Annotated in this window: 16 protein-coding genes; 7 read left to right on the top strand and 9 right to left on the bottom strand. The window is 34.7% G+C overall.

Features of this window, described 5'->3' with window-relative positions; genetic code table 11:
• The first annotated feature begins 80 nt into the window (after window positions 1-80).
• Both pafA and CDH50_RS04245 read left to right on the top strand, forming a co-directional pair.
• Window positions 81-1,733 (top strand): alkaline phosphatase PafA, encoded by a 1,653-nt coding sequence (pafA, locus tag CDH50_RS04250; RefSeq protein WP_100610677.1) that lies wholly within the window; start codon window positions 81-83, stop codon window positions 1,731-1,733.
• A 1-nt stretch (window position 1,734) separates the two neighbouring features.
• Window positions 1,735-2,541, top strand: coding sequence for a DNA/RNA non-specific endonuclease (locus CDH50_RS04245; RefSeq protein ID WP_100610676.1), 807 nt, complete (start codon window positions 1,735-1,737; stop codon window positions 2,539-2,541).
• Between the two features lie 158 nt (window positions 2,542-2,699).
• Here the strand turns inward: CDH50_RS04245 and CDH50_RS04240 are convergent, their stop codons facing one another.
• Complete coding sequence (locus CDH50_RS04240) at window positions 2,700-3,548, bottom strand: glycosyltransferase family 2 protein (RefSeq protein ID WP_100610675.1); 849 nt, start codon at window positions 3,546-3,548, stop codon at window positions 2,700-2,702.
• A 56-nt stretch (window positions 3,549-3,604) separates the two neighbouring features.
• Between CDH50_RS04240 and CDH50_RS04235 the strand changes: the two genes are divergently transcribed.
• Together CDH50_RS04235 and CDH50_RS04230 are read left to right on the top strand one after the other, a co-directional pair.
• Window positions 3,605-4,477, top strand: a complete 873-nt coding sequence (locus tag CDH50_RS04235) for a glycosyltransferase family 2 protein (protein ID WP_100611252.1) — start codon at window positions 3,605-3,607, stop codon at window positions 4,475-4,477.
• Window positions 4,477-5,943 (top strand): lipopolysaccharide biosynthesis protein, encoded by a 1,467-nt coding sequence (locus tag CDH50_RS04230; protein ID WP_100610674.1) that lies wholly within the window; start codon window positions 4,477-4,479, stop codon window positions 5,941-5,943. The genes CDH50_RS04235 and CDH50_RS04230 overlap by 1 nt, the downstream gene beginning before the upstream one ends.
• Here CDH50_RS04230 and CDH50_RS04225 read toward each other — a convergent pair.
• Window positions 5,924-6,982: a 3-oxoacyl-ACP synthase III family protein gene (locus tag CDH50_RS04225; RefSeq protein ID WP_100610673.1), complete on the bottom strand. Its 1,059-nt coding sequence runs from the start codon at window positions 6,980-6,982 to the stop codon at window positions 5,924-5,926. The genes CDH50_RS04230 and CDH50_RS04225 overlap by 20 nt on opposite strands.
• Before the next feature lie 103 nt (window positions 6,983-7,085).
• Window positions 7,086-9,935 carry an aminomethyl-transferring glycine dehydrogenase gene (gcvP, locus tag CDH50_RS04220; protein WP_100610672.1) on the bottom strand — a complete coding sequence of 950 codons (2,850 nt, stop codon included), beginning with the start codon at window positions 9,933-9,935 and terminating at the stop codon, window positions 7,086-7,088.
• Window positions 9,936-10,051: 116 nt separating this feature from the next.
• Here gcvP and CDH50_RS04215 point away from each other — a divergent pair, with 116 nt between their 5' ends.
• Complete coding sequence (locus tag CDH50_RS04215; RefSeq protein ID WP_100610671.1) at window positions 10,052-10,894, top strand: UbiA prenyltransferase family protein; 843 nt, start codon at window positions 10,052-10,054, stop codon at window positions 10,892-10,894.
• Here the strand turns inward: CDH50_RS04215 and CDH50_RS04210 are convergent.
• The 5 genes from CDH50_RS04210 to CDH50_RS04190 all read right to left on the bottom strand — a co-directional run bounded on the left by CDH50_RS04210 (window position 10,882) and on the right by CDH50_RS04190 (window position 15,704).
• On the bottom strand, window positions 10,882-11,133 hold the full coding sequence (locus CDH50_RS04210) for a hypothetical protein (protein ID WP_100611251.1): 252 nt from the start codon (window positions 11,131-11,133) through the stop codon (window positions 10,882-10,884). The genes CDH50_RS04215 and CDH50_RS04210 overlap by 13 nt on opposite strands.
• 14 nt (window positions 11,134-11,147) lie before the next feature.
• Window positions 11,148-11,699, bottom strand: coding sequence for a sigma-70 family RNA polymerase sigma factor (locus tag CDH50_RS04205; protein ID WP_100610670.1), 552 nt, complete (start codon window positions 11,697-11,699; stop codon window positions 11,148-11,150).
• Window positions 11,700-11,804: 105 nt separating this feature from the next.
• Window positions 11,805-13,838 carry a M3 family metallopeptidase gene (locus CDH50_RS04200; protein WP_100610669.1) on the bottom strand — a complete coding sequence of 678 codons (2,034 nt, stop codon included), beginning with the start codon at window positions 13,836-13,838 and terminating at the stop codon, window positions 11,805-11,807.
• A 145-nt stretch (window positions 13,839-13,983) separates the two neighbouring features.
• The gene (gene purE / locus CDH50_RS04195; protein WP_100610668.1) at window positions 13,984-14,466 is read right to left on the bottom strand and encodes a 5-(carboxyamino)imidazole ribonucleotide mutase; all 483 of its coding nucleotides are present in this window, start codon (window positions 14,464-14,466) and stop codon (window positions 13,984-13,986) included.
• An 80-nt stretch (window positions 14,467-14,546) separates the two neighbouring features.
• Window positions 14,547-15,704 (bottom strand): 5-(carboxyamino)imidazole ribonucleotide synthase, encoded by a 1,158-nt coding sequence (locus CDH50_RS04190; RefSeq protein ID WP_100610667.1) that lies wholly within the window; start codon window positions 15,702-15,704, stop codon window positions 14,547-14,549.
• Window positions 15,705-15,830: 126 nt separating this feature from the next.
• Here CDH50_RS04190 and CDH50_RS04185 point away from each other — a divergent pair, with 126 nt between their 5' ends.
• Window positions 15,831-16,940 (top strand): adenylate kinase, encoded by a 1,110-nt coding sequence (locus CDH50_RS04185; RefSeq protein WP_100611250.1) that lies wholly within the window; start codon window positions 15,831-15,833, stop codon window positions 16,938-16,940.
• Between the two features lie 135 nt (window positions 16,941-17,075).
• A complete protein-coding gene (gene obgE, locus CDH50_RS04180) occupies window positions 17,076-18,074 on the top strand; it encodes a GTPase ObgE (protein ID WP_100610666.1) in 999 nt (332 codons plus the stop codon).
• Here obgE and CDH50_RS04175 read toward each other — a convergent pair.
• Window positions 18,071-19,171 (bottom strand): alpha/beta hydrolase family protein, encoded by a 1,101-nt coding sequence (locus CDH50_RS04175; RefSeq protein ID WP_100610665.1) that lies wholly within the window; start codon window positions 19,169-19,171, stop codon window positions 18,071-18,073. The two genes, obgE and CDH50_RS04175, sit on opposite strands and share 4 nt — an antisense overlap.
• Window positions 19,172-19,295: the final 124 nt, after the last annotated feature.

Here is a 19,295-nt window from a genome sequence, read left to right as displayed (position 1 = left end):
AAAGTTAGAGGTATTTAACCTTAATTTTAAATTAAGATATTTTTAAAACTGTATTTTTGACAATCGAATAATAAGTAGATATGAAAAACAGTTTTTACCTGATAGTTGTTTTTGTTTTGAGCCTGTCCTGCAAAGCTCAAAATAACGTTTCTAAAGTAGAGGAAACAAATAGATCAAATCCCAAATTAGTGGTTGGCATTGTTGTAGACCAAATGCGTTATGATTATTTAACTCGTTTTTACAATAAATATGGAGAGGGTGGTTTTAAGCGTATGATGGATGAAGGGTTTAATTGTAAAAACAACCATTTTAATTATGTGCCAACCTATACCGGACCTGGTCACGCATCCGTTTACACTGGGACAACGCCAAAATATCACGGTATTATAGGCAATGATTGGTATGATAAAGAACAGAAAAAATCTGTGTATTGTGCGGGTGATGAGACAGTAGAATCAATTGGTACGACAGATAAAGCTGGGAAAATGTCCCCTCATAGAATGAAAACCACCTCTTTTGCAGATGAAAACAGACTGTTTACTCAAATGCAAGGCAAAACAATCGGCATTGCCTTAAAAGATAGAGGTTCTATTTTGCCTGCAGGTCATACGGCAAACGCAGCATATTGGTTTCATGGAAAAGATGAAGGTAACTGGATTTCGAGTTCTTTTTATATGAATGAGTTACCAAAATGGGTTTCAGATTTTAATAATAATAAATCGGTTGCTACCTATTTTAAAGAATGGAACACTTTATATGATATTAATACGTATAATGAAAGCGGTAGCGATTTAAACAACTTTGAAGAAGGTTATAAAGGAAAGGAAACGGCTACCTTCCCATATGATTTAGAAGCTTTAAAGGTAGATAACGGTAATTTCGACATTATCAAATTGTCGCCTTATGGGAATGATATTACGACCGATTTTGCTCTTGCTGCTATTGAAGGAGAGCAATTGGGGAAAGATAATTTTACGGATGTTTTGGCTATCAGTTACTCTACACCAGATTATATAGGGCATAATTTTGGTGTAAATTCAAAGGAAATACAAGATACTTATATTCGTTTAGATAAAGATTTAGAGCGATTGTTTAATTATTTGGATGTGAATGTTGGTAAAAATCAATACACAGTATTTTTAACCGCAGACCATGCTGCTGTTGAGGTCCCAGCTTATTTACAAAGTAATAGAATTCCAGCGGGCTATTTTGATAATAATGAGTTTAGGAAGAAGATTAGCCAATTTTTAGTAACTAAATTTGGTGTTTCAGATTTGATAGAAAACATTTCTAACAATCAGATATTTTTGAATAGGAATAAACTTTTAGAAATGAATTTAATACTAGAAGATGTGCAACAAGTCATCGTCAATGAAATTGTTACTTACAAGCATATTGATAAAGCATATACAGGCTCAAGTTTAACGAACTCTGTATTTTTAAGTGGTATTGAATCCTTATTGCAAATGGGTTATAATCAAAAACGGTCAGGTGATGTTGTTTTTGTTTTAGATCCTTCTGTTATTTCTTATAGCGAAAAAGGTTCTACACATGGTTCCTCATTTAATTACGATACCCACGTGCCTCTTTTGTTTTTTGGTAAGGGGATTAAACACGGTGAGACACTTCAAAAAACAGAGATAATCGATATTGCGCCAACCATGTCGGCATTTTTAGGAATAAGCTTCCCTAATGCGTCAACAGGTAAACCTTTAGAATTTGTTTTAGAATAATTTGAGTAAGAAAACCATATATTCTTTAATTGCCATTGGCCTTATTTTAAGCATATATGGCTATGAACATTTTTTAAAAGATGAAGAAAAAACCGTATTGGTTGATTCTGGTAAAAACCCTAAAAGTGATACTAATGAATATTTTCTTCCAACAAGTACAACAGGACAAATAATTCATCATCAAGGATACTCTTTGTCGTATAGTGAACCGCACGAGCAAGCCGAATGGGTGGCCTACGAATTAAAAAAGGAGCATCTTTCCAATAGCAATTTTAAGCGTCCTTATTTTGAAATTGATACCGCTGTAAAAACGGGTGCGGCCGATTGGAGAAACTATAAAAATTCTGGTTATGACCGCGGACATTTGTGTCCAGCAGGCGATAGAAACTACAATCAGTCTGCCCACGACGAAACTTTTTTAACCAGTAATATTAGCCCGCAAGAGCATGATTTTAATTCTGGAATTTGGAACCGATTAGAACAAAAAGTACGTTATTGGGCTAGTAAATATGATGGTGTTTTTGTGGTTACTGGTGGTGTTTTAAAAGGACAGATGAAAACTATTGGTGAGGAACAAGTTGCTGTGCCGAAACAGTTTTATAAAGTATTAATTGATAATACAGGAGAAGCCAAAATGATTGCTTTTTTAATACCACATGAAACATCCAATAAACCATTATATGAGTTTGTGGTGTCGGTCGATTCCATTGAAGCATTAACAGGCATTGATTTTTTTCCACAATTAGAGGATAGTTTGGAAAATAAACTGGAAGCAACTAGTAATTACAAGGATTGGAGTTTTAATTAATTTTGTTAGTTGTTAGTTGTTAGTTGTTAGTTGTTAGTTGTTAGTTGTTAGTTGTTAGTTGTGTTAGTTGTTAGTTGTTAGTTGTTAGCTGTTAGCTGTTGGTTGTTAGTTGTTGGTGTCATGCTGAGCGCAGTCGAAGCATCTCATAACTCATGTTTTTATTTTAATAACTTCAACATCCCTTGCCAACGTAAATTTCTAATGAATTTGCCTTCTTCTTCCGTAACTAAAAAGTCTATGTTATTTATTTTCGCTTCAAAATAGCCAACCATATAATCCTTAAACAAATCAAACCGTCGTTTTTTGTAAGCTAGTTTTATGGCAGAAATTAGGGTAATTATAAAACCATACCGCATTTTGTACATGGCTTCACCCTGCAAATATTTTGAGGCTTTGTTATAGCTTATTCCAGTAGGTTTTAAGTGTTTCACCTGCAAAGAGTCGTCGGTTAAAAGTTCCCAGCCATAATATTTGGCTAGCAGTTCGTCTACCGTATCCCAACCCATGGAGGGTTTTAATTTCCCGATTTGTAGAAAACATTCTTTTTTATAGGCTTTTAATGCGCCACGAATGTGGTCTTTTCTGGTTAGATTTTCTAAAATCCAATTCCCGTTTTTTTCAATATAACAAAATCCAGCCGCCATGCCTAGTTTATCATTTTTCCTAAAATGCATGGAAAGTTGTTCAAGATAATTATTAGGAAAAATTAAATCGGCATCAAACTTACAAATCACATCATAATTGGTGTCTAAAACGGCATATCCTTTGTAAAACGCATTAATGATTTTAGTTCCAGGTAAATGTTCGTTTGTAGATTTAGAATTAATTAATTCAATCCATGAATGTTTGGTACGATAAGCTTCTACAATATCTTGAGTATTGTCTGTAGAATTATCATTCACCACCACAATACGTTTTGGCTTTAATGTTTGTTTCACCAAAGAATCGAGTGTCAAACCAATCGAGCTTTCTTCGTTATGTGCCGGGATGATGATGTAAAAGTTCATGTTACATACAAATTACATACAAATATCCTTATTTTTGTTTGGGTAAAACAGGAAATTTGCAAAAAAAGGTTTTTATAATCATTGTTACTTATAATGGAGAACGTTGGATTCAAAAAAATTTAGAATCTTTAAAGCATTCTATTTATCCAGTTAATACTATTGTAGTAGATAATGGTTCATCTGATGAAACCCTATCCATAATAAAGCCGTTTTCTGATGTTCAATTGATATCATTAAATGAAAATTTAGGTTTTGGAAAAGCAAATAATATAGCTATTCGCAAAGCTTTAGACCAAGAAGCCGATTATGTTTTTCTATTAAATCAAGATACTTGGATCTTTCCAGAAACGATTGGGAATTTAATTTTAGTTGCTGAAAAAAACAAAGATTATGGAATTGTAAGTCCATTGCATTTTTCTGGGGATGGAACTACTTTGGATGAAAATTTTGTAACATATTGGAATAGAAAAACCAATGTTGTCTCTGAAAATATAGACGAAGTTCCATTTATAAATGCTGCTGCTTGGTTAATTCCGAAAGCCGTTCTCCATAAAGTCGGTTTTTTTGAGCCGATGTTTAGTCACTATGGAGAAGATAGGAATTTTGTCTGCCGAGTGTTATTCCATCATTTTAAAATAGTGGTAGTAAAGGATGCTAAAATTTGTCATGACAGACTAATTAAAAGACACTTTAAAAAGGATATTACACAATCAAAATTCAAGATTTTAACTGACGTTTTGAATGTAAATGACTCTCTTGTTATGGCTTATTTAAAAGGATTTCGTTCTGTTTTAGGATTGCCAAAATACTTTAGGAAGTTTTACTCATTTTCGAAAGTTATTAAACTTTTTTTAATCCTTATGGGTTATTTCATTCAATTAAAATTAAGCATTTTTAAAATTTATAAAGTTCGTTCAAGTTATAGATAATGGAAACCAATAAAACACATAAACAAGTCTTTTGGTTCACCATAATTAATTATGTTGGCGCAGCCATAGGCGTGATTTCTACAGTGTTTATTTATCCATATGACAAGGAGTTTTTAGGTATTGTTAGGTATGTTGATAGCATCGCGCAAATGCTTTTTCCTGTTATGGTTTTTGGTGGAGCACAAGCGCTCATTCATTTTTATCCTTCGCTTACAGAACAAAATAAAAGTCAGCTTTTTAAATATGGTATTATTACTGTTTTGGGTGTAAGTTTGGCGATTTTGGCCTTAATTTTATTTGGAAAGACTTTTGTTGATTGGGAAAATTACAAATATTTGTTTTATGCGTTTCCTTTGGCATTTTCCTTGGCTTTTGTTGAATTATTTAGAAGGCAGGCTACCAATATTGAGAAACTGGAAATACCTACCCTTTATGAAAAAATAATTCCGAAAGTTACTTTACCTATTATATTTTTGCTTTTAATATGTGAGCATTTAAATAGAATAAGTGGCTTAGTGGCATTTATTGGTTCTTATTTTATATTGCTTTTCTTGATGGCCATGTATGTTTTTAGGCATTTTAGATTACATAGCGGTTACAATTTTAAATCGCTTTTTAGAGAAGTGTCCAAAAAGGAATATTATAAATACAGTTTTTATAGTTTTTTAGGAAGTTTTGGTTCACTTTTAGCTTTTAGGATTGATGCTTTTATGATTCCAGAGTTTTTATCTTTTGAAGCTAACGGAACGTTTAATATTGGAGTAGCGCTAGCAACCTCATTAGCCATTCCAGCTCTTGGTATGTTTACCATTTATGCTCCTAAAATTTCGGCTTATTTAAAAAATGATGGTATAATTGAGTTAGGTAAAAAATATATAGAAACAGCTAAATTATTGTTTTTTATCGGTGCGATTTTATACACTTCTGTAGTTTTGGGAATTGATTCGTTTTTTAAAATGTTGCCTACTTACGACAAGTTGGTAGATTCCATTCCCATCATAATGCTCCTTGGTTTCAATGTGCTTTTTAATATGTCCACAGGGTTTAATTCCGAAATCATTTCTTATTCAAGGTATTACAAGTTTAATATCATAGCGATATTTCTTTTGTCCACATTAAACATATGTTTAAATCTATTCTTTTTAACACAAACCAATTTGGGAATCATAGGTGTTGCTTATGCCTCTTTAATTGCTATGATAAGTTTTAACTGTTTCAAACTGATTTTTATTTATAAGAAATTTGGAATTTTGCCATTCGACAAAAACTATTTAAAACTTATTGGAATGGTTGGTTTGGTATTTTTTGTTTGTTATTTACTGCCTGAAAATACCAATACAATTTTAAACCTATTCTTGAAAGTAGGTATAAATGCGAGTGTCATTATTTTTATAACCTATAAAATGAAGTGGGTTTATAGCTTGAATTATTGGGTAGATACATTCATCAAACCTGATAAACAATAGCATTAATATTCATGCCGGCACCCACACTTGCAAACATAATAACATCACCTTTACTAATAGTTTGGTTTTCAAGTTCGCCTTTCAAAATGCGATCAAACAACGTGGGAATGGTTGCCACACTAGAATTACCTAGTTCATTGATGGTCATGGGCATGATCCCTTTTGGGGTCTCCATACCATGTAATTTGAAAAAACGCTGAACAATAGCTTCGTCCATTTTTTCATTAGCTTGATGTATGAGTATTTTTTTAAGATCTTTAATATCAATACCACTTGCGTCCAAACAGGATTTCATAGCGGCAGGAACGTTTGTAATGGCGAATTCATAAATCTTTCTACCATACATTTTTATATAACGCCTTTTGCTTTTTGATTCTTGATTATTGGTTTCACCAAAATAAATATAGTGGGCTTCATCAAACGCATACGTAGCCGTTTCATGAGCAAGGATACCGCCTTCCAAATTGGTGGATTCTACTATAACGGCACCAGCACCATCACTATAAATCATGGAATCCCTGTCATGCGGATCAAGAACTCTGGATAATGTTTCAGAACCTATAACTAAACATTTTTTTGCCATGCCGGCCTTGATATAAGCCGAAGCTTGGATTACAGCTTCAACCCATCCCGGACAACCAAACAAAATATCATATCCAACGCATTTAGGATTTTTAATTCCCAATAAATGTTTCACTCTAGAGGCAATACTTGGCACGGTGTCACTTTGGTGGGAATCCGTCGTAACATCACCATAATTATGGGCAACAATAATATAATCTAACTCTTCTGGATTTATCTTAGAATCTACAATGGCACGTTCAGCAGCAAAAAACGCCATGTCTGATGAGTTCAAATGAGGCTTGGCGTAGCGTCTTTCTCTTATGCCAGTGATTGCTTTGAATTTCTCAATAATAACATCATTGGAATGATTTATGGTTGAACCATCGCTATTTAAGAATTCATGATTTTGGAAATTTTCGTTTTTTTCGATAATGTCTGGAATGTAACTTCCTGTTCCGGTTATTTTGATATTCATAAAATAGAATTTGCCTAAAATAATTTATTGTTGTCCCAAGATAGTTTCTTTCAATTTAAAGTAAATTCAATCTCATTTTATTTTACGATGTTCAAAGTCCGTTTTAAGCTTCCATATAAGCCTCAATAGGGGCACAGGTACAGATTAAATTTCGGTCTCCATAGGCATCATCCACACGTCTCACACTCGGCCAAAACTTATTGCTTTTTACATAGTCTAGAGGATAGGCAGCCGTTTCACGGGAATAAGGATAAAACCATTCATTGGCGGTTAACATCTCTAAAGTATGCGGCGCATTTTTAAGGACGTTATTATCATCATCTTTAGAAGCATTATCGATTTCTTTTCTGATGGAAATCATGGCATCACAAAATCTGTCAATTTCAGCTTTACTTTCGCTTTCGGTCGGTTCAATCATTAAGGTGCCAGCGACAGGAAACGATACAGTTGGCGCATGAAATCCATAATCCATCAAACGTTTGGCTATATCAGTTACTTCAATACCATTGGCTTTAAAAGCTCTACAATCAACAATCATTTCATGGGCTGCACGTCCGTTTTCACCAGAATATAAGGTGTCAAAATAGCCTTCCAATCGGCGTTTGATGTAATTAGCGTTTAATATGGCGATTTTAGTCGCTTGCGTTAATCCTTCCGCCCCCAACATTTTTATATAACCATAGGATATTAAACATGCTAAAGCCGACCCAAAAGGTGCTGCTGAAATGGCTGTAATGGCTTTTTCGCCACCGACTTTTTTAACAGGATTACCCGGTAAAAAAGGAGCCAATTGTTTTGCTACACATATAGGCCCAACACCTGGGCCACCACCGCCATGAGGAATAGCAAAAGTTTTATGCAAGTTTAAATGGCAAACGTCTGCGCCAATGTTTCCCGGATTTGTTAATCCAACTTGCGCATTCATATTGGCGCCGTCCATATACACTTGACCGCCATGGTCATGGATGATTTTTGTAATATCCTTGATGGCTGATTCATAAACTCCGTGAGTTGATGGGTAAGTAACCATCAAACATGACAGATTGTCTTTATGAAGTTCTGCCTTTTCTCTTAAGTCTTCAACATCGATATTCCCTTCTGGAGTCGATTTTGTAACCACCACCTGCATGCCTGCCATAACGGCGCTGGCTGGATTGGTACCATGGGCGGATGATGGAATTAAACAAATATTTCTATGATAATCACCTCTGGATTCGTGATACGCTTTTATGACCATCAATCCTGCAAACTCACCTTGTGCTCCCGAATTTGGTTGTAATGATGTGGCTGCAAAACCCGTAATTTCTGTTAGTTGATCTTCTAGTTCCTTTAAAACCGTTAAATAACCCTGTGCTTGTTTTGAGGGTGCAAATGGGTGAATATTGGTCCATTTGAACCAACTCAACGGCAACATTTCAGAAGCAGCATTTAATTTCATCGTGCAAGAGCCTAATGAAATCATAGAATGGTTCAATGATAAATCTTTACGCTCCAACGACTTAATATAACGCATCAATTCTGTTTCAGAATGATAGGTGTTAAAGATATCTAGTGTTAAAAAATCGGATTGACGTTGTAAAGATTCAGCAATATTATTAGCTTCAGTGATGGATGAAATGACGATGGTTTCTTTTTTAGCAGCTTCCGCAAAGATTGAAATCAAATAATTAATATCCCTTATCGCTGTCGTTTCATTGATGGAAATGGTCACTGTTTCGCTGTCTGGATAATAAAGATTTACTTTCTTTTCTTTAGCAACTCTCTTTATTTTTTTAGCATTGGTTTTTATTTGAAGCGTATCAAAATAAGACGTGTTTATTTGATTATAACCTAATTTTTCTAAGGCATTTGCCAAAGTGGTTGCTTTATTGTGAATTTTGTCCGCAATAAATTTCAAGCCTTTCGGACCATGATAAACCGCATACATACTTGCCATGACTGCCAACAACACTTGCGCTGTACAAATATTAGACGTTGCTTTATCACGTTTAATATGTTGTTCTCTGGTTTGCAATGCCATACGCAACGCCCTATTGCCATCAAGATCTTTTGTAACGCCGATGATGCGTCCCGGTAAATCACGTTTATAAGCATCTTTTGTAGCGAAGTAAGCGGCGTGTGGGCCGCCATAACCCATTGGGATTCCGAAACGTTGGGTAGTTCCTAAAACGACATCAGCTCCGAATTTCCCGGGCGCTTCCAGTTTGATTAAACTTAAAATATCGGCAGCTACGGCGACTTTAATTTGAGCATTTTGGGCCTTACCTATAAAGGTTTTAATGTCCGTTACTTGTCCGTCCTTTCCCGGATATTGTAAAATAGCACCAAAAAATTCCGAAGAAAAATCAAAATCAGCTTCATTACCAACAATTAATTTAATACCGATTGGAATGGCTCTCGTTTCAAGTAACGACAAAGTTTGTGGTAATATATTTTCCGATACAAAAAACTTATTAGTTCCTGCTTTTTTTTGGTCACGCTCGCGAACAGCAAATAACAAATTCATAGCTTCGGCAGCGGCCGTACTTTCATCTAATAAAGAGGCGTTAGCGATTTCCATGCCCGTTAAATCCGTAATCATGGTTTGGAAATTAAGCAAGGCTTCCAATCGTCCTTGGGCAATTTCAGCTTGATAGGGCGTATAAGCCGTGTACCAGCCCGGGTTTTCCAAGATATTCCTTTGGATAACAGCCGGTAGAATGGTTGGGTGATATCCTAAACCAATATAGGTTTTGTATGCTTTGTTCTTTTTGGATAATTCGTGAATATGAAGCAAATACTCATGCTCTGTCATCGGTTCATCCAAATGCAGACCTTTTTTTAAACGAATATCGTTTGGAACGGTTTCGTTAATAAGTTGGTCTAGAGAGTCTACTCCAATGGTTTTTAACATGATGTTTTGGTCGTCTTCATTCGGACCAATATGACGCAGGGCAAAAGCGTTTGTGTTCATATAATTTGATAAAATTAAGTGGCAAAATTACGTAAATAATGACGCTTTTTTGGTTCAAAAAATGAAAGTTTTTAACCATTTAAAAGCGTTATTAACAGTTTGCTTATTTTTGTAAAATGAAGCTATTAAAACAGCTCTTTCAGTTTTATATAAACAGTAGTATTCATGTGGCACTATCTGTATTTTCTTTGTCATGGATTTCATTGATTGAATTCCAAATTTCTTATGATGCAGATGTGCTCTATTTTATATTTTTCTCATCAATAACTGGTTATAATTTTGTGAAGTATTTTGGGATTGCCAAATTTCACCACAGAAGATTGGCAAAATCGTTAAAAGCCATTCAGGTATTTTCTTTTTTTAGTTTTTTAATGTTGTGTTACTTCACATTAAAATTGAACACGGTGAGCTTGCTTTATATTTTAGGTTTTGGATTGGTGACGTTTTTTTACGCCATCCCTTTTTTGCCAAAGCGATTTTTTATTGATAATCAGTATAATTTAAGAAGCATCAGTGGTTTAAAAGTGTATCTCATTGCTTTGGTTTGGAGCGGTGTGACCGTATTTCTGCCATTAATAAACAATGATCATTCTATTAATTTAGATGTTGTATTAACTGGTATTCAACGGTTTGTATTTATAGTAGTCTTAATGTTTCCTTTTGAAATAAGGGATTTGCAATATGATAGTTTGAAGTTGGGGACGATTCCGCAGAAAATAGGCGTTCGGTGGACTAAATTTATTGGGGTGCTGCTTTTAGTCTGTTTTTGGATTTTGGAATTTTTTAAAAACAACTTAATTTTAAATAACCTTATTGTTTTGGGAGTGATTATGGTGATAACGATGTTGTTTTTAATACTATCTAAAAAAGAACAAGGACCGTATTTTAGTTCTTTTTTTGTGGAAGGAATACCAATATTATGGCTTGTGATTTTGTTGCTTTTTAATTATTTCAATTGATCTTTTAAAGCTTTTTCGAATTCTTGTTTCATAGCTTCCTTGCACTTTTTGTCTAGACATTCTACTTTTGCTTTATGGATGGTGCTGGAAAGCTTTTTATTTTTTTTTGTATATTTTCTGCATGCCTTGCAATACATCAAATGGATATAAAGCTTTAACTTTTCCCAAAAAGAACTTTCTTTATATTGGGTTTTATCGCAAACATGATGAGCTTCATCACAAGGAACCATTATTTTCATTTTTATACTCATAATTAAAACCAATTTTCTTCTAAGCAACTAGCCATAGCCGTTCTAGCACGGTGAATTATAACCCAAAGGTTAGACGCATTGATGTTCAATTCTTTACAAATATCTTCAGTTTCATAGCCTTCAATGGTTTTCATTCTGAAAACTTGGGCTTGTTTTTCGGGTAATTTGCTGAGGCATTCAAAAATAGCATCACCAAGTTCACTATTCTGCATGAGGTCTTCGGCCGTTTTATCAAAGGGGTCTGCGACACGTTCTTCGAGCCAATCACCTTCGCTTTCATCATCGGAATATGTAATTCTAACTTCAGCTTTTCCTTTGTTGGAGTTTATTTTTCGGTAATGGTCTATGATTTTTCTCTTTAAAATGGAAATCAGCCAAGTGCGTTCACTGGCTTCCCCTTTAAAATTCTTCATGGATTTCAAGCCAGCCAAAAAGGTGTCTTGCACTAAATCTTGTGCCAAATCCCTATCACTTACACGCGTTATGGTATAATTGAAAAGGTAATCGGAATATAAATCAATCCATTTACTAGGATTTATTTCATGCTCTGGCATTATGGTGCAATTTTTTGTAAATCAAAAATAAGGTAAAAATTTATATTCTTTGTTATTTAATAGTCTACCAATCTAATTAGTCTAACCATCTAAAAGTCAAAAAATCTAAATCAATCCCGCCCGCTTCAACAACGCCTCTGGTTTAGGTTCTTGGCCTCTAAAACGTTTGTAAAGTACCATCGGGTCTTCTGTACCACCTTGCGATAAGACATTATCTTTGAATTTGGTTGCGACTTCTTTATTGAAAATACCAGATTCTTTAAAGTATTCAAAGGCATCAGCATCCAGCACTTCAGCCCATTTGTAACTGTAATACCCAGATGAATAGCCACCTTGAAAAATATGGGAAAAGGATGTACTCATACAATTTTCAGGAACATCTGGGTAGAGTTGTGTGCCAGCAAAGGCGTTATTTTCAAATTCCTTTACGGATTTTATGGCCACTGGCGATTCACCACCATGCCAGCTCATATCCAATAATCCGAAACTGATTTGTCGTAAGGTTTGCATGCCTTGTAAAAAGGTGGCTGATTCTTTTATTTTTTCAACCAAATCCATGGGAATGACTTCGCCAGTTTCATAATGTGTGGCAAATAATTCCAAAGCCTCTTTTTCGTAACACCAATTTTCCATAACCTGACTTGGTAATTCAACAAAATCCCAATACACGCTGGTGCCAGACAAACTAGGGTAGGTGGTGTTGGCTAACATGCCATGTAAAGCGTGACCAAATTCATGGAACAATGTAGTCACTTCATTAAACGTTAAAAGTGAAGGTTTGCTTTTGGTTGGCTTGGTGAAGTTACAAACTATGGAAATATGTGGTCTTTCTTGTTGGCCATTTTTCATATATTGAGGTTTATAGGAAGTCATCCACGCACCATTTCGTTTGCCCTTTCTAGGGAAGAAATCAGCGTAAAAAATCGCAATAAACTCGCCATTACTGTTTGTGACTTTATAGGTTAAAACATCCTCATGGTATTTGTCTATAGTTTGAATTTTTTCAAAACGCAAATTGAATAATTTGTTGGCAACCGTAAAAGCACCGTTTATCACGTTTTCTAGTTTGAAATACGGTTTGAGTTTTTCATCATCTAAACTGAATAATTTTTGTTTTAATTTTTCAGAATAATAGGTGCCATCCCACTTTTCAAGGTGTTGAATGCCATCTGATTCTTTGGCAAAATCTTGAAGATTTTTAAATTCTCTTTCAGCAGCTGGTTTTGCTTTAACAAGTAACTCATTTAAAAAGCTCTTAACTTTTTCGGGTGTTTTTGCCATGCGCTCTTCCAAAACAAAATGTGCATGGGTTTTGTAACCTAACAGATTGGCACGTTCATGTCTTAGCGTTGTAATTTGTAAAACAATGTTTTGGTTATCTAATTCGTCATTATGAAAGCCTTTTTTCCCAGCAGCAATGGTTATTTTTTTACGAAGTTCTCTATGATTGGCATACGTTACAAAAGGAATATAGCTCGGGTAATCTAAAGTGAATAACCAACCGCCTTTTTCTTTGGATTCTGCCAATTGTTTGGCGGCTTCAATCGCGCCTTCAGGTAAACCAGACAAATCCGCTTCATCAGTAATCAGCATTTCAAATTTATTGGTTTCAGCCAATACATTTTCACCGAATTTTAATGTCAGCTGACTTAGTTTTTTGTCAATCTCGCGTAATTTTTCTTTTTTATCTTCTGGCAAATTAGCCCCATTCCTAGAAAAACTTTTATATTTTTTATCGAGCAGTGTTTGTTGCTCGGTTGTTAAATTCAATGTGTCTTTTGAATCGTAAACAGATTTTATACGTTTGAAAAGCGCCTCATTTAAAGTGATGTCATTACCGAATTCCGATAAAAGCGGCGATACTTCTTGCGCTATTTTTTGAATGATTTCATTGGTTTCAGCGGAATTCAAATTAAAGAAAATACTGGAAATTCTATCTAATTGCTCACCAGAAAACTCTAAAGCTTCAATAGTATTTTCAAAAGTTGGTTGTTCAGAAGTATTTACGATGGCATCAATTTCAATTTTAGCATTTTCAATAGCTTTTTTAAAGGCGCGAAGAAAATCATTATTACTAATTTTTGAAAAAGGAGCGGTATTATATGGAGTTTGGTAATTTTTTAATAATATATTTTCCATTTCGATAAAAAATGTGTTAAAAAATAAAATTTATTATGTATGCATAATAAATTTTTTATATTTTTGTAGTCTAAATTAGTTTTTAAAGAGTGACTAGCTCAAATAATTACTTGATAGTAAACCTCGAATTTATATTCGGGGTTTTTTATTTTAAATTTTTAGCCGATGTATGTACGGCTTCTTTAAGTCCGTTTTTGTAATCAATCACTTTGTTTAAAATATCAGGATTAGAAGTGCCAAGAATTTGGGCTGCTAAAATACCAGCATTTTTTGCGCCATTCAACGCCACGGTTGCTACTGGTACACCACCCGGCATTTGAAGAATGGAAAGCACAGAATCCCAGCCATCAATAGAATTACTACTTTTTATAGGAACACCAATCACAGGTAATGGTGATAAGGATGCAATCATACCTGGTAAATGGGCTGCGCCACCAGCACCGGCAATTATAACCGAGAAGCCTCTGGTGTGGGCATTTTTGCCATAATCAAATAATTTTTCGGGTGTTCTGTGTGCCGAAACAATATCAACTTCCACATCAATATTAAAATCTTTTAAAATATCAACGGCGTCTTGCATCACTGGCAAATCGCTTTTGCTTCCCATGATTACTGCTACTTTATTCATAAAATTCCAAATTTTAAATTCAAATACCAACTTTAGAATTAATCTGAAATAATTGGAATTTGGTTCTTGTTTTTTGTGATTTATTCACTTATAACTTTAATAGTGTTTTTAACTTGTTCTGCTATTTTTCTAGCTTCATTTAAATCTTCGTTCACAATCGTTACATGGCCCATTTTTCTAAACGGACGGGTTTGTTTTTTGCCATAGATATGTGGCGTTACCCCATCCATTTTCATGATGGTTTCAATATGTTGATAAACCACATTCCCAGAATGCCCTTCCGCACCTACCAAATTTACCATGACGCCACCAACTTTACTATCGGTTCTTCCCAAAGGTAAATTTAAAATAGCGCGAATATGCTGTTCAAATTGCGAGGTGTAACTAGCTTCTATAGTTTGGTGTCCCGAATTGTGGGGTCTTGGTGCGACTTCATTTATTAAAATCTCATCATCTTCTGTTTGAAACATTTCCACTGCCAATAAACCAACATGATTGAATGCTTTTGAAGTTTTTAAAGCAATATCCGTTGCTTTTTTTGCGACGTCTTCCGAAATCCGCGCAGGGCAAATAACATATTCTACTTGGTTCGCTTCTGGGTGGAATTCCATTTCAACAACCGGATATGTTTTTATGTCTCCAGAGGCATTTCGAGCCACAATAACCGCCAATTCATTTTTAAAAGGCACCAAGGTTTCAGCAATACATTCCACATTTGGTAAGCCTTCTAAATCTGTAAAGGATTTTACAATTTTCACGCCTGTGCCATCATAGCCAAACTGGGCACATTTCCACACAAAAGGAAATGACAGACTTTCACGTTCAATGGCTTCAGTTATTTCAGAAGTAAACGCAAAACGGGTAAATGCTGATGTAGGCAAATCATTATCAACATAAAATAATTTTTGCGTTGCTTTATTTTGAATGGTTCGTAAGGTGTTTGAAGCAGGATAAACTTTCACACCTTCTTTTTCAAGAGCTTCTAGCGCATCCACATTCACGTTTTCAATTTCAATAGTGAGCACATTCACTTGTTTTCCAAAATTGTAAACGGCATCATAATCCATTAAGTTGCCTAAATGAAATTCATTGCATGCCATTTTACAGGGCGCATCGTCGCTGGCTTCTAAAACACAGGTGTAAATGTCAAATTTTCTGGTATCATAAAGCAGCATTTTTCCTAATTGACCACCACCAAGAATACCAAGTTTAAAATTTGAAGAAAAGTAATTTGCCATGTTATAAGTTACAGAAACTAGTTTTAGATACGCAAAAATACATTTAATATCCTAAATCATAAATCAAAAAATGGGTATTCGTTAATCTATTGATTATCTTTGCGTCTTTAAAAAATTTAAATGAGCCTGATAAAGCTGCACCATAAAGAGTTTAAACCATTTATTTCATCTGAAGACATTGAAAATGCCATTAATAAGATGGTTGACAAAATATCTAAAGATGCTGGAGATGATATTCCTGTGTTTGTTGGGATTTTGAATGGGTCGTTTATGTTTGTCAGTGATTTTGTAAAAAAGTATCCGAAACCTTGTGAAGTCACTTTTATAAAATTGGCATCTTATGAAGGCGTGAAATCTACTGAGGATATTCAGCGTTTAATAGGGCTTACCCAAAATTTAGAAGGTCGAACCGTTGTCGTTTTAGAGGATATTATTGATACAGGGAATACGCTGGCAGAGGTTCACAGAATTTTTAAAAACGAAAAAGTCAAATCACTCAAGATAGCAACGCTTTTTTACAAGCCAGAGGCCTATAAAAAGGATTTCAAAATACATTATGTGGGCATGAAAATCCCTAATAAATTTATTGTTGGCTATGGTTTGGATTACGACGGATTAGGAAGAAATTTACCAGAAATATATCAAATAAAAGAAACACAATTCATGACAAATTTAGTATTATTTGGGCCTCCAGGAGCAGGAAAAGGAACGCAAGCAGAGTTTTTAAAGACAAAATATAATCTAGTTCATATCTCTACTGGCGATGTTTTTAGATTCAATATTAAAAATGAAACTGCTTTAGGAATGTTGGCCAAATCTTATATGGACAAAGGCGAGTTAGTTCCAGACCAAGTTACGATTGATATGTTGGAAGCTGAAGTTGAAAAAAATGCCTCAGCAAATGGATTTATTTTTGATGGATTTCCACGTACAAGTGCACAAGCAAAGGCCTTAGATATTTTATTGGAAAGTAAAGATTCATCTATTAGTGCTATGATTGCATTGGAAGTAGATGATGATATTTTAGTTAAACGCCTAGTAAAAAGAGGTGAGACTAGTGGAAGAGCCGATGATGCCGATGAATCCATTATAAGAAATCGAATTACGGAATATTACAATAAAACAGCCATTTTAAAAGACTACTATTCGGCTCAAAATAAATATTTTGGTGTTGATGGCGTTGGAAGTGTTGAGGATATTACGGGTCGTTTAAGTAAAGTCATCGACAATCTTTAATTTGTCGTTTTTGCGGAGGCAGTAATCTTATTGCTAAATCTGTCCAAATGGATTCCTGCTTTTGCAGAAATGACAAAGAGATTAAAAGTAAAGAGAGAAACTTTTAACTTTTAACTTTTAATTTTTAACTTTTTTATGACTGAAGGAAATTTTGTTGATTATGTAAAAATGTTTGTTACTTCTGGAAATGGAGGCAAAGGCTCTGCGCATTTACATCGTGAAAAATTTATAGAAAAAGGTGGCCCAGATGGCGGTGACGGTGGTCGCGGTGGACATGTGATTCTTCGTGGGAATTCAAATCTTTGGACTTTATTACATCTGAAGTTTAAAAAACACATTAGGGCTGGACATGGGGAACATGGCGGAAGCAGTAGAAGTACAGGTGCCGATGGTGAAGATTTTTATGTAGAAGTGCCTTTAGGGACCGTGGTTAGAGATACGGAAACTGATGATGTTATTTTTGAAATCACTGAACACGGTGAAGAAAAAATCATTGCACAAGGCGGGAAGGGCGGACTCGGGAACTGGCATTTTAGAACGGCAACCAATCAAACGCCGCGTTATGCACAACCAGGTATGCCACATGAAGAAAAACATATTACTTTAGAATTAAAAGTATTGGCAGATGTGGGTTTGGTAGGCTTTCCGAATGCTGGTAAATCGACTTTGTTATCTGTTATTACTTCTGCAAAACCAAAAATAGCGGATTACGAATTCACCACTTTAAAACCAAATTTGGGAATTGTAGAATATCGTGATTTTCAAACCTTTGTGATGGCTGATATTCCCGGAATTATTGAAGGCGCTGCGGAAGGTAAAGGCTTGGGACATTATTTTTTAAGACATATTGAACGGAATTCTATTCTATTATTTTTAATTCCAGCGGATGCCAAGGATATTAAAAAACAATATGATATTCTGTTGGATGAACTTCGTAGATACAATCCAGAAATGTTGGATAAAGATCGCTTGATTGCTATTTCAAAATGCGATATGTTGGATGATGAACTCAAAGCAGAACTCAAAGCAGAGTTGGATAATGAGTTGCCGATTCCATTTCTGTTTATTTCTTCGGTTGCCCAACAAGGCATCACGCAGCTTAAAGATGTGCTGTGGAAAATGTTGAATGGTTAAAACCGTTCTAAAATCCAATTTTTAATGATTTCTAATGCCATAGGAGAGAAGGTTTCTTCAATTTTGTTGTATTCTTGCATGCTACCAGTTTCTGCAGTTTGGAATAAATGGTTCAATCCTTCAATTTCTTTTATAGTAACATCTTTGTTGCCTGCTTTTTCTAGCCCATTTTTAATGCCTTCCAAATTAATGTCAGGAATCACTTGAAAATCTTTGCTGCCGTTTAAAGCCAATACTGGGCATGTGGTTTTTTCTAAATAATCTTTTGGCTCAATTCTAATGAAATTACAAATCCATACCGATTTTAAAATGCTTAATTGTTGTTCAATCATAACAGGCGTTATGTAAGGAGCAATCACGGACATGGGATTATTTGTTTTATAATCGTTAAGCGCTTTAGTGATTTTTGTCTTTATGATATCTTCATCAGTATTCGTTCTAATAATATCATATATAATGCTTGCTAATCTTTCGTTTTCATCTAAAAAGCCTTCTGGTGTTCCCGCTAATTCTCCAGCTTTTCTTGCTTGGGTTTTTAGAATGTCAGCCCCATTGATTCCTGGTCCTGCAAGTAATATTATAAAAGCAATATCTTTATTTCTAGAAGCCACCATAGGCGCAATTAATCCGCCCTCGCTATGTCCAATCAGTCCTATTTTTGAAGCATCAATATCCTTTCTGGATTTTAAATAATCAATGGCTGCTTCAACATCCGTAGCAAAATCAAACGTAGTAGCCGTTTGAAAATTTCCTTTAGATTCTCCAACTCCTCTATCATCATAACGTAAAACAGCCATGCCATTTTTAGTTAAATAGTCGGCTATTACCAAAAAAGGTTTATGCCCCATTAACTCCTCATTTCTATTTTGCGCGCCAGAACCAGAAATTAAAATGGCGACTGGTGGATTTTTTATGTGTTTTGGTAACGTAAGCGTGCCTGCTAACGGGATGCTATCCGCAGTATAATTAATAAAAGTAATGTCTTCAGAAGTATAATTAAATGGTTCTTTTGGTTCTTGAGGTCTGTTGTTTTGAGACCATAATATCAATGAAAAAAAAAAGAAAATGGCACTTAAAATACGAGTGAATGGTTTCAAATTACTATGATTTTTATAGTTAATAAATGTACGGATATTAAAATACACTTCAAAACATTTAATCAATAGCTATATGTTCATGGAATAAATTTTCATTAACTTTAATGAAAAATTACTCCAAATG

This window comes from Confluentibacter lentus, assembly GCF_002806995.1.
Lineage (GTDB): Bacteria > Bacteroidota > Bacteroidia > Flavobacteriales > Flavobacteriaceae > Confluentibacter > Confluentibacter lentus.
This window is presented reverse-complemented; position numbering and strand designations above follow the sequence as displayed.